We start from the raw sequence: 12502 nt of genomic DNA, 5'->3' as shown, positions 1-12502 counted from the left end.
TATATAAGATGAAAGAAAAAATCATAGAAGATATAAGAAGACATTGGACTAATGATGTATATCTTTTACTGATTTATATACATATAATAGAAATAAGGTAGCGTAAAAATAAATTTCACTTAATTAAAAAACTACAAAAAATTGGTGGAAATGGCTTGATAAAGCCATATAGTTTATAAATATATTATGTTAAAATAACGGGATAATGTAAAAAATAAGGACTGAGCGTGGTGATAAAATGCAAAAGTGCCCTAAATGTGGGGGAAATATAAGGATAGGACAACGAAGATGTAGTCATTGTGGCTATCGTATAGAGTCGACAAGTAACGAAAAAATGACTCGAACTTCAAAAGAAAACAAAAAAACTGTTAATAACAAAGCAAGGAAAATTATTCCCTGGGGTATTGCAGCTTTTATCATTATTCTACTGGTGATTATATTTATCTTATTGAAAAATTTTAATTCTCCGGAAGCACAATCGGAAATATTAATTAATGCTGTAGATAATAATGATACTCAAAAATTATCAACCTTATTAAGCACACAAAATAATAGTGTGGATGAAAATGAGGCTAAAGCTTATATTAAATATATAAAAAAAGAAGTTGGCATGAAACAATATACAAAAGATATTAAACAAAAAATAGCTTCTTTAAATAATAATGAGACAAGTGAGGAAGACTTTGTAACAGCCAAAAATGGTGAAAAAGTTTTGCGTATCAGTAAAAATGGGCGACGTTATTTGATATTTGATAACATGAGTTTTACAGCACCTACAAAAGAAGCGATTGTAAAGCCTAAGTACGATGCAACATATAAATTTAAAGCAAATGATAAGCAAAGAACTGTTCACGCACAGAAGAATAAGACGACGGTACTTGGTGAATTCATACCAGGTGATTACGTTATCGAGTCTAAAAAGGAAATGGCTAACGGACAGTTTAGTGGTGAACTCAAATTTAATTTTAATAATAGTAATCATGAAACAGTTGACGTTTCAGAAGATTTTAATGAAGCTTATATTGTCTTAGATTTAAAAGGCGCATCAGAAATTGATAAAGATACGGTTAAAGTGAAAGTAAATGATAAAACATATGACTATAATAATAATAAAGAAATAGGACCATATCCAAAAACACAAGAATTAACAGTTTCTGCCGAAGGTGAAGCGAAGAAAAAGACATTTAAATCAGCTGAAACGACTGTTAAAACGGATAACTTGAAAGATAAAACATATGTAACATTGAATTTTGATGGTGATGAAATTCAAGATTATGTTGATAAAAAAGAAAAAGAAGAAAATAGTTTCAGAAATAAGGTGGTTCGTTTTTTCGGTAATTATACTGCTGCAATGAATAACGCGCATAGCCAAAGTAACTTTAATTTAGTTTCATCTTATCTGAAAAAGAATAGCAATAACTACAAGTCTACAAAAAATCAAGTGAAAGAAAATGCTATTTTTTATTTACCACAGCCACAAATCACTGAAATTGTGAGACAAGGTGAAACATTTTATATTACTGCTCAAACCGTCAAAGAAGACGGACAGTATGGCGAAGTGAACTATCAACTTGAAGGCGATGATGATGCCAGTAATCTCAAGGTAGTGAAATATTCGGAATAGTAATGTAGTGAAATGCTTGTCAATATCACTTTGATAAATGTAGTAGTAGAAAAATAGAGCAATTTGAGAATAAACTCATTCTGACTCATGTATAAGCGTCAATTTCTATAACAGTTAGTAGAAATTGACGCTTTCTTTGTTTTTGAGCTAAAGCTATAATGATAATAATGCTTATTCATAATATTGTAATAAGTCAGTAAGAAATACATAATTAAATGTAGTTATCGTCGAATTGAGTATTTTAAGTAATATTTGAAGGAGTTATAAGATGTCAGACAATCAACAACAAAAGCAATCACTTATTTTCATTTTAATTCTAGGTGCATTAACTGCAATTGGTGCTTTATCTATAGATATGTTTTTACCTGGTTTACCTCAAATTCAGACTGATTTTAATACGACAACTTCAAATGCACAATTAACTTTATCTTTATTTATGATTGGCTTAGCTATTGGGAATTTATTTACTGGTCCTATTTCTGATTCTATCGGACGTAAACAACCACTTATGATTGCGATGTTGTTATTTACATTAGCAAGTTTAGGAATTATTTTTGTAAACAATATTTGGTGGATGATCATTTTAAGATTTGTGCAAGGTTTTTGTGGAGGCGCAGGCGCAGTTATTTCTAGAGCAATATCAAGCGATTTATACAGTGGTAAACAATTAACGAAATTTTTAGCTTTACTCATGTTAGTCAATGGCGTCGCACCTGTATTAGCACCCGCTTTAGGTGGTGTGATCTTATCATTTTCAACTTGGCATATGGTGTTTGTCGTACTTACCATATTTGGCATGCTCATGTTTTTTGGAACAATGTTTAAAGTGGAAGAATCATTATCAATTGAACATAGGGATAGCCCTCATATGGGAAGTATTTTTAAGAATTTCTTACAATTATTAGAAGCACCACGTTTTGTATTACCAATGTTGATTCAAGGGGTTACGTTTATCATATTGTTTAGTTATATTTCAGCTTCTCCATTTATTACTCAACATATTTATGGTATGTCTCCACAGCAATTTAGTATTATGTTTGCAGTTGTTGGTATAAGTCTGATTGTTTCAAGTCAATTGACTGGTAAGTTGGTTGATTTTATAAATAGGCAAATGTTATTACGAATTTTGACATTGATTCAATTAGTAGGAATTCTGAGTGTAACGTTTACTTTAGTAAATCACTTGTCAATATGGATTTTATGCTTTGGTTTTATTATTCTTGTTGCACCGGTTACTGGTGTAGCAACACTGGGATTTTCTATAGCAATGGATGAACGTACTGGGGGTAATGGAAGCGCATCAAGTTTACTTGGACTTATCCAATACTTATTAGGTGGGGTGATTTCACCTCTCGTAGGTTTAATGGGAGAAGAAAATTATGTACCTTATGTCACAATTATCCTAATTGCAGGTATATTACTCATAGTGTTGCAAGTGATGAGTTATTTTGTATTTAGAACAAGCAAGTGAGCCTAAGAGAGGATGAAATAAAATCTTTTTAGTATTTTGGTAAGTAGCTGGTGCATGTGTTTCAAGTCAAGTACTTTAAGTTGATTTAAACATGCGCTTACATTCATGGATGTAGCAATAATGTCATTTTAAACAAATTAGATTTTTATTCCAAGCTAATTTATTTTGCAGGAATGATTCGAAGTGGCGAAGGCTAGAATTTTGCTAAACCAAGGTGAAGTATAGCATTGACATGATGTTGCATGGTAGGTATCAAGCTGTTCTATATATTTGAATTAGAAATAATCTAAGACTATTAAACTTCTATTATTTTGTAGAAATTTAGTAGTCTTTTTAATTAGATCATTTATTAGGAAATGACTTAACGATTCAACTTAATTGTATTAGCTAATAAAATTTGAGCTAAATCATTTACCGGTTGATTGCATCCTTCTTTAATCCAAGTATAAACAAGACCCATTTGGCCACCTAGTGCGTAAATTACAAATTGTTTTTTATTTATAACACTGGTATAGTCATCCAAAATTTTAATATAGGTATCACGCGTGGCATGCATATATTCAAAAAACAAGTCTCGATTAGGATATGTGACTAAAATAGCATGGAAATAGCCATAATGGCGTTTAATATAGCGTAAAATGATTTTGAAAAACTGATATAGTTTCGAATAATTATCTGCAATCTCTTCAGAACTTTTATATAGATTTTCTAATAGTTTTTTATATTTCTGAATATGGTGTGACTGTATTGTAGCTAAAAGATCATATTTATCTACGAAGTAATCATAAAAAGTTGTCCTATTTATATCACTATATGCACATAACATTTTGATAGTTATATTTTCAAACGGATGTAGCTCTAGTAATGCAATCATATTATGGATGATTTTACGTTTAGCATTTTGTTTCATAATAACTCCTTCATAGAACATAAATAACGTACCCAACACATTTTATTTAAGTGTCGGTATACTTTTAAATTTCATCTCTTTATAATATACAAGGTGAATTTTAAATGCAAATAGGAGGAAAGTATCATGAAGAAAATGGTATTAATCAATGTCATTACCATTGTTGTACTTGTAATTATTGGTGTCGTAGGATTCCATTTTTATAATCAAGCAACATCTTTTGTAAGTACGGATAATGCTAAAGTGGATGGAGAACAAATTAAAATATCAGCTCCAGCTTCTGGCGAAATCAAATCGCTTGATGTCAAAAATAATGAAAAATTAAGCAAAGGTGACAAAGTTGCAGAGATTGCTGCTAAAGGTGAAGGCGGTCAATCTCAAGATATGAGTATTAAAATGCCTAAAGATGGCACAATTGTAAAAGTTGATGGCATGGAAGGTTCAATGGCTCAAGCTGGCACACCAATCGCTTATGCTTATAATTTAGATGATTCTTATATAACTGCTAACGTGGATGAAAAAGATATTGCAGACGTTGAGGAAGGTAAAGATGTAAATGTTAAATTAGATGGTGAAGACGCTGAATTAAAAGGTAAAGTAGAAGAAGTAGGCAAAGCAACTGCTTCAAGCTTTTCAATGATGCCTTCATCAAACAGTGATGGCAACTATACAAAAGTATCACAAGTGGTACCAGTGAAAATTTCACTAGATTCAAAACCATCTAAAAATGTTGTTCCAGGAATGAACGCTGAAGTAAAAATTCATAAAAATTAAGGGGGTCTTAAAATGACAATGACCTTCATTATTGTTTACGTAGTCATAGCGCTCATTCTTGTCGGCGGACTAAATTTCTTTATCATGAAAAGAAATAAGCAAAAATCTGCCAGAAAAATGGAACAATCTAAGCATGAAAGCATTGCTTCTAACGAAAGTTATCAATCTAAATTTAAAGTTAAAGACGACAAAACAACAACAGAAAATCAAGAACAAAACAAAGATGAATCAATAGACGAAAAGCCAGAAAAGGCAACGCACTCTGATAGTGACGCTACTGAATCATCGACACAACATGATTCGGATCATGAACAAATCAATCCGAATTCTGAAGAAGCACAGGTAAATGAAAAGCTAAAAGCTAAACATAGTTCATTTATGTTTGGAAAAGGCACTTCTCAAGGTAAAGTTTTAATAGCGATGATTTTCGGTATGTTTATAGCTATATTAAACCAAACGTTATTAAATGTTGCATTACCTAAAATAAATACAGATTTTAATATTTCTGCTAATACAGGTCAATGGCTTATGACAGGCTTTATGCTTGTGAATGGTATTCTAATACCAATCAGTGCCTATTTATTTAATAAATATTCGTATCGTAAATTATTCTTAATAGCGATGACATTATTCACGATTGGCTCGTTAGTCTGTGGTATATCAGGTTCATTTACAATAATGATGGTTGGCCGAGTACTGCAAGCTATTGGTGCTGGTGTCTTAATGCCACTCGGTACAAATGTATTTATGACTATATTCCCACCTGAAAAACGTGGCGCAGCAATGGGGACACTCGGTATAGCAATGATTTTAGCACCTGCAATAGGACCAACATTATCAGGTTATATTGTAGAAAATTATCATTGGAACGTGATGTTCTATGGCATGTTCATTATAGGGCTTATTTCATTGGCTATCGCTTATATATGGTTTAGAGTATATCAAGTTACTATAAACCCTAAAGCAGATATCCCCGGCATCATATTTAGTACAATTGGATTTGGTGCGTTATTATACGGCTTCAGTGAAGCGGGAAATAACACGTGGAGTTCTCCAATAGTTGTAGTGTCGCTTATTATTGGTGTGATCTTTATTATTGCTTTTGTAATTAGAGAGCTTACAATGCGTGTGCCAATGCTAAGCATGGAAGTTTTAAAATACTCAGGTTTTACATTAACAACAGTTATTAACATGATTGTAACCATGAGTTTATTTGGTGGTATGATTTTATTACCACTTTACTTACAAAACTTAAGAGGTTTTACACCAGTACAATCAGGTTTATTATTATTACCAGGTGCTCTAATAATGGGTATAATGGGCCCAATAGCAGGAAAATTATTAGATACGATAGGTATTAAACCACTAGCTTTAGTAGGGACAGCCATTATGACTTATGCTACGTGGGAATTAACAAAATTAAATATGAATACAACGTATGGTCATTTAATGGTTATTTATATCATTCGTTCATTTGGTATGAGTTTTATCATGATGCCAATAATGACTGCTGGTATGAACGCATTACCACAAAGACTCATCGCACACGGCAATGCATTAACTAATACATTGAGACAATTGGCTGGTTCAATTGGTACGGCATTACTAGTTACAGTCATGTCTACACAAACAACTCAACATATTGCATCATATACACAGGATTTAGATAAAACAAATCCATTTATTAAAGACCGTTTACAAGAAATGGCTCAAGCAATGGGTGGAGAACAAATGGCAACTTCTCAAGTTTTAGAATTTGTGCAAAAGCTAGCTTCAATTAACGGCGTAAATAGTGCTTTCTTAATCGCTACTTTGTTAAGTGCGTTGGCATTTATTTTGAGCTTGTTCTTAAAAGGCAAGTCACATTACATTTCAAATGAAGAATAAGAAAAAGAATCAGTGATATAACATTTCTGACTAACGAAAAAGCGGCAATTTCTATAACAGTTGTATAGAAATTGTCGCTTTTTTAATCTTTAATAAAGTCTGCGTTACTATTTTCTTATAATGAATACTTTTGTGACTCAGATAATTACTAGTATTAAATACATTAAAAGTAAAAAGCCACGTGGTCTAAATAAATTTGATAATTAAGTTGAGACCTTTTAGGTTTTGACTTTAATTTTATCAAATGTATTAATCGATTGGTGCATCAATCTATAGGTATAAAAGAAACCCGAAAATGAACTTTGGCATACATTTTCGGGCTTAATATACTATATGTAGCAGCTTTTTGATAAAATTTGAACGAAGTTAAATTCTTGGTTTCCGATTTCTAAAGAATAAACTAATTAAAAGTAAAGCAATACTACAACTTAATAAAATAAAAGCGTTATGGATTGCATTTGCTTCTGTTAATATCTGGTTTGAATCAACAGTTATATAATATTGATTCATTGAATCGGCAATTCTTGTAGCAATATTTTTAATTAATGCAGAAAAACCAAAAGTAATTGCAAGCATGATCGCTATGATAAACATATTAACTATTTTCAAAATCGTTTTATTAAAAAATAATGTAAAAATAGTTAAGATTAAACTTAATATACAGGCGATAAAAAATATATAAAATACAAGTATTAAGCGATCAATACTTGTTTGTAAGTTATCAATGCTTTCTATATTTATATTTAAATGTGTTAAGTTATTGATAGTTTCTTGAAAATTCGTTAATTCTTTAAAATTAACCGATTTATCTACGAAAACTAAATTGAATATGGGCTCTTTAAACATACTGTAACCAGAAATTGCAACTAGAATTAAGACGATTACTTGTATAATAAGGCTAACCCAAGATTTTTTCTTTTTTCCATAGCGAGTGCCTCGTTGCATTGTTTCATTCGTTAAAGTGTGTTCAAAATCTTTAAATTGGTGATTGTTTGCGGTCATAACTTACTCCTTTCATAACATTAGATGGGGGATCTAGTTATTTTATGACTTTTATTTTGTTATAATATGTGATAACTGTTACATTTTAACCAATGTAGTTGAATATTTTAATTTTTAGTATGAATTGTCATATTTTTAAAATTTCAATATCTATTATAACTTCTCGTTTATGTCATTATTTTTATTTTATCATATAATTTATTTTAAATACTGAATTGAAACAAAAATTCTATAATTCTAAAATTTGTTACAAAAAGATAGGGATGATTATGTATGAAATCAAGACTAACAACAAAATTTGTTAATAAATACTTATTACCACATCGTTCAATTATATTTGATAACCAACAAAGCTTTGAAAAATTTTTACAAAAAAGATTAACGATGAATGAAAAAAAGCACAAACAGCCTGAAACATTAAATGTAAAATCAGATTTAGAAAAACAAATGATGGATGATATGCAGTTGTTCAGATTTCGTTTTAGACACAGCCAACAAAAGAAAATACTTTATATTCATGGTGGGTATAATATTTTACAGCCTTCAGCTTTTCATTGGAGATTTATGGATAAACTTGCATTAAGTACTTTATACGAAGTTGTATTGCCTATTTATCCAAAAGCACCTAAATATCATGTTGAGGATACATATGCTGCGATTCATAAAGTGTATCAACAATTATTAACAGAATGCAGTAATGAAGATATTATTGTGATGGGTGATGGTACTGGCGGTGCATTAGCGATGAGTTTTGTGCAACAATTAAAATCTAACAATCAACCTTTGCCAGCTAAATTGTACTTGTTTTCACCTATGTTAGATGCTCAATTGAATAATGAAAATATTACAGATGATTTAATCGATAAAGATGTCATCATAAATATAGAAGGTTTACAAAAAATTATGAAAGTATGGTCCAATAATCTTCCACTGAATGATAGTAGATTATCACCAATTTATGGAGAATTATTTGGTTTACCGCCTATATATATATTTGGTGGTGGAAGAGAGATTTATTTACCAGATATGAAAAGGATAGCTTATATGTTAGAAGATATGCGTCAACCAGTACAATTGTATACCTTTAAAAAAATGGTGAATGCATTCGCATTATTACCTATTAGAGAATCTCATAAAGTTGTAAAAGAAATCGTCAATACAATTCATGATAAACGCTAATGCGTTAGCATATAACTGAATTTTAGAAGCATGATAAGCCTATAAAAAATTAAAAACAGAGGCGAGGTAGACATCAAACATAAATGTGTTGATATTGCCTTGCGTCTGTTTTTATATGTCCCAAATAGTTCATTGAATTAGTAGTGTTCGTTCATTATTGTATCAATGACAGTTAAAATAGTCTGTGTCCCTTTTAATTTATAGTAGAGTGCTATAAATTCATTGAAATCTTGCTTTGGCTCATCCATATTTTTAAATTCTGAGAGATTATTTTTATACAGTTGTTTTTCTTCTTGAACAAAAGTTCTGTAGCGTTGAACTAAATCTTCTTCTACATCAATTTGTTCGACTAATGAATGAATCGTATCTATCGCTTGTTTCTGACCTTGGTAATAACTGATATCAAATCCGCGCTTAATCAATTGATGATCAGGACCATTAATAACTAGCTGTTTGTTTTGGTTAAGTTCGCTAAGCCCAGCTTTCATATCATCGTTTAAATCATAAAGCTGCACTTTGATTGCGTCGATTATACTTTGTGACATCTTAAGCACTCCTTATCTTGAGATACCGATTTTATGACCTAATTGTTTAGGCCATTCGATTAATTGTTGATTATCATAATAATTGCTAACTTGGTCAGCAAATGATTTAGGGAAAGGCGCTGTTTTATTAATTGTGCGATCAATTCCTAACATCATTGCTTCATTTGTTGCTATATTGCTACCATCTTGGTTTGTCATGATGGAAAAGAAATGCAAGCTTTTTTCATTATAATCATAGATGTATATTGTAATGGTAAATGTATCACCTTCTGTTAATTCTGATAAATAAGCTGTTTGTTCTTCAACAGTGAATAATGTGTAATTTAACTTGTCACGTTCAGCTAAAGATAAGCCATGTGTATAATTAAATTGATTAATTGCCTCACTGAAAACCATATTATAGTTTGCATCATGTACATGTCCATTATGGTCAATCATATCGGGTGTCACATTGTTGGAAAATGTGAAAGGATTGCTCATCGTTACATCTCCTTTAATACTTTAATTGTTAGATTAAGCATATATATTAATTTTACTAACCTAAGTTTACTAAAAATTGTATATAACATACACAAATAGCATTTCATGATAAAATAAAGAAAATGATTATAGGGGTGACCTATGGCTATCACAATGAGATACTTATCGTCTGAAAATAGACTCACAAGCGCTAATTGTTTAGAAGATATTCCGAAAACAGCGCAGTTTATATGGTGTGATTTTAATCAACCGACTGAGGCAGAAAATACATTTTTAAAAACACGTTTTAACTTTAATAAACTTGAAATTGATGATACAGTAAACGGGACACCGAGAGCTAAATACAAAGCTTATGACACATATCAGTACATTGTAGTACATGATGTGAAAACTGAAGATTTCAATGCAAAAGCATTAAATATTTTTATAAAAGATCGTTTACTTATTACATACCATCATCAACCATTTGATATTTTAAAGAAGATTGAAACTACTATTAAAACACAAATGACAAATAACATTCTCCCAACTCATATATTTATCTTGGTGCTGGATTGTTTAGTAGACGGTTACTTTGATTTCGTTTATGCTATCGAAGATAAGGTATATGAATTTGAAGATAGTGAAAATACAAAGGGTTCTATGAAATTTGAGATGGACAATGTATTTAAGATACGTTCGGAATTAATTAAATTAAAACGCGTCATTTATCCCATGACAGAATTAGTCAATCAATTAAAAGAAAGTCATCAATTATTTTTAGATGATAAGAGCCAGCTTTATCTTCAACATATTGACGATCATATGATTAAACAACAAAATATTTTGAAAATATGTCAAGAAATGACAAACGAAATAAAAGATAATTTGACATCGTATGCTTCATATAAAATGAATCGAATTATGCAAGTCCTCACCTTAGTGTCAGTTGTATTTTTACCTTTGACATTAATTACAGGTATTTATGGTATGAATTTTATAAACATGCCAGAATTAAAATGGCGATATGGTTATTATTTTGTCTTAGCACTAATGTTTTGTATTAGTATAGGTTGTGTGATTTATTTTAAAAAAGAAAAATGGTTTTAGTCTCATGGTATGAAATTAATGAAGCAGTTTGAAAACTGACAAAATAAAAATTTTTGAGGTAGGAGTAAATAATGAGTGATTTAAAAAGAGAACAAAGAAAAAATGAACACGTTGAGATTGCAATGGCACAAACAGATGCTTCAATCTCAGATTTTGATGAAATTCGATTTGTACATGATTCTATTCCGAGTATAGATGTGAGTGATGTTAATCTTGAACATTCGCTAAAAGATTTCACGCTCAGTCAACCACTTTATATTAATGCGATGACTGGTGGCAGCGAATGGACGAAACAAATTAATGAAAAATTGGCAATCGTGGCACGTGAAAGTGGTATGGCAATGGCAGTAGGTTCTACACATGCGGCGTTACGTAATAGCAATATGGCATCATCATTTACAATCGTGCGTGAGGCCAATCCAGAAGGTATCATATTTAGTAATGTCGGCGCCGATGTGCCTGTTGATAAAGCTGTTCAATCAGTTCAATTGCTTGATGCTCAAGCATTACAAGTACATGTCAATGCACCTCAAGAATTAGTCATGCCTGAAGGTAATAGAACTTTTTCTACATGGATGGACAATCTTGCACAAATTGTGGGGCGGATAGATGTTCCAGTGATTGTCAAAGAAGTAGGTTTTGGTATGAGTAAAGAAACAATCAAAAATTTAAATGAAATTGGCATAAGATATGTAGACGTGAGCGGACGTGGTGGTACGAATTTTGTAGATATTGAAAATGAAAGACGTGCCTACAAGGACATGGACTATTTAAGTATGTGGGGACAAACAACTGTGGAATCATTATTAGAAAGCACTGCTTATCAAAAAGATATGAATATACTTGCTAGTGGTGGCGTACGGTCTCCTTTAGATGCTGTGAAATGTTTAGCGCTTGGGGCAAGTGCGGTGGGTATGTCGCGCCCATTTTTAAATCAAGTTGAAAATTATGGTATTACAGAAACATTAAACTATACTGAGCAATTTACTGAACATATGAGAAAAATTATGACGATGTTAAATGCGCCTACGATAAATGATTTAAAACGCGCTAAATTGATTTTTGGCCCTAGATTACAATCTTGGATAGAGCAGCGTAATATCGATATTAATAATTAAGATTTTATTGAAATTTATTTTTGTAAATCTGGTCATGAACTACTGTGTTAACTTTCGTATATTAAATCATTGATGATTAAAGATAAATTAAAAGAATCTTGGACATAAAGTTCTTGGATAAGTGACAAAGGCAATTTCTATTGAACAATATAGAAATTGCCTTTGTCTATATTGTTTTAATTATAAATAGCTCATTGAGTTACTACTTTTCTCATATTAAATACTATTAATAGCAAGAAATAAAGATTCTAATAGGACATCTAATTTAAGATTTACTCTAAAACAATTCATTGTTTTATAAGAAGGTGTTTGATTTTGTGAGAGCTACAACTTTCAGATACAATCATTAAGCAGTTTTTCAGTTACAAGACCAAAGCATTCAGATTGTCTGTATGCATGTAGAATAATTTTTAACATCATTTT

11 protein-coding genes and 1 pseudogene are annotated in these 12502 nt (G+C 30.9%); 7 read left to right on the top strand and 5 right to left on the bottom strand.

Annotated elements, in window-relative coordinates:
• The first annotated feature begins 334 nt into the window (after positions 1-334).
• Complete coding sequence (locus tag HMPREF2586_RS02085; protein WP_226953997.1) at positions 335-1624, top strand: membrane-associated protein TcaA; 1290 nt, start codon at positions 335-337, stop codon at positions 1622-1624.
• Between the two features lie 268 nt (positions 1625-1892).
• Complete coding sequence (locus HMPREF2586_RS02080; RefSeq protein WP_070037513.1) at positions 1893-3095, top strand: putative multidrug effflux MFS transporter TcaB; 1203 nt, start codon at positions 1893-1895, stop codon at positions 3093-3095.
• Positions 3096-3456: 361 nt separating this feature from the next.
• Here HMPREF2586_RS02080 and HMPREF2586_RS02075 read toward each other — a convergent pair whose 3' ends face one another.
• Positions 3457-4005, bottom strand: coding sequence for a TetR/AcrR family transcriptional regulator (locus HMPREF2586_RS02075; protein ID WP_046208532.1), 549 nt, complete (start codon positions 4003-4005; stop codon positions 3457-3459).
• A 126-nt stretch (positions 4006-4131) separates the two neighbouring features.
• Here HMPREF2586_RS02075 and HMPREF2586_RS02070 point away from each other — a divergent pair, with 126 nt between their 5' ends.
• Both HMPREF2586_RS02070 and HMPREF2586_RS02065 read left to right on the top strand, forming a co-directional pair.
• Positions 4132-4779, top strand: a complete 648-nt coding sequence (locus HMPREF2586_RS02070) for an HlyD family secretion protein (RefSeq protein WP_046208531.1) — start codon at positions 4132-4134, stop codon at positions 4777-4779.
• 12 nt (positions 4780-4791) lie between these two features.
• Positions 4792-6666, top strand: coding sequence for a DHA2 family efflux MFS transporter permease subunit (locus HMPREF2586_RS02065; RefSeq protein WP_070812611.1), 1875 nt, complete (start codon positions 4792-4794; stop codon positions 6664-6666).
• A 366-nt stretch (positions 6667-7032) separates the two neighbouring features.
• Here HMPREF2586_RS02065 and HMPREF2586_RS02060 read toward each other — a convergent pair whose 3' ends face one another.
• The gene (locus tag HMPREF2586_RS02060) at positions 7033-7668 is read right to left on the bottom strand and encodes a hypothetical protein (protein WP_070037516.1); all 636 of its coding nucleotides are present in this window, start codon (positions 7666-7668) and stop codon (positions 7033-7035) included.
• 273 nt (positions 7669-7941) lie between these two features.
• Between HMPREF2586_RS02060 and HMPREF2586_RS02055 the strand changes: the two genes are divergently transcribed.
• Positions 7942-8847, top strand: a complete 906-nt coding sequence (locus tag HMPREF2586_RS02055; protein ID WP_070657935.1) for an alpha/beta hydrolase fold domain-containing protein — start codon at positions 7942-7944, stop codon at positions 8845-8847.
• Between the two features lie 137 nt (positions 8848-8984).
• Here the strand turns inward: HMPREF2586_RS02055 and HMPREF2586_RS02050 are convergent, their stop codons facing one another.
• Together HMPREF2586_RS02050 and HMPREF2586_RS02045 are read right to left on the bottom strand one after the other, a co-directional pair.
• Complete coding sequence (locus tag HMPREF2586_RS02050) at positions 8985-9392, bottom strand: hypothetical protein (RefSeq protein WP_070657934.1); 408 nt, start codon at positions 9390-9392, stop codon at positions 8985-8987.
• Between the two features lie 12 nt (positions 9393-9404).
• The gene (locus HMPREF2586_RS02045; RefSeq protein WP_046208526.1) at positions 9405-9872 is read right to left on the bottom strand and encodes a thioesterase family protein; all 468 of its coding nucleotides are present in this window, start codon (positions 9870-9872) and stop codon (positions 9405-9407) included.
• Between the two features lie 141 nt (positions 9873-10013).
• On the opposite strand from HMPREF2586_RS02045, the gene corA reads away from it, so the two are divergent.
• A complete protein-coding gene (corA, locus tag HMPREF2586_RS02040; protein ID WP_070657933.1) occupies positions 10014-10961 on the top strand; it encodes a magnesium/cobalt transporter CorA in 948 nt (315 codons plus the stop codon).
• A 71-nt stretch (positions 10962-11032) separates the two neighbouring features.
• Positions 11033-12079 carry a type 2 isopentenyl-diphosphate Delta-isomerase gene (gene fni, locus HMPREF2586_RS02035; protein WP_070657932.1) on the top strand — a complete coding sequence of 349 codons (1047 nt, stop codon included), beginning with the start codon at positions 11033-11035 and terminating at the stop codon, positions 12077-12079.
• A 222-nt stretch (positions 12080-12301) separates the two neighbouring features.
• Here fni and HMPREF2586_RS12945 read toward each other — a convergent pair.
• Positions 12302-12502: pseudogene (locus tag HMPREF2586_RS12945) on the bottom strand (IS5/IS1182 family transposase); the annotation flags it as partial.

The organism is Staphylococcus sp. HMSC034G07, from assembly GCF_001835975.1.
Classification (GTDB): domain Bacteria; phylum Bacillota; class Bacilli; order Staphylococcales; family Staphylococcaceae; genus Staphylococcus; species Staphylococcus ureilyticus.
The sequence above is the reverse complement of the archived record's forward strand: the minus strand, read 5'-3'. Positions and strand labels throughout refer to the sequence as shown.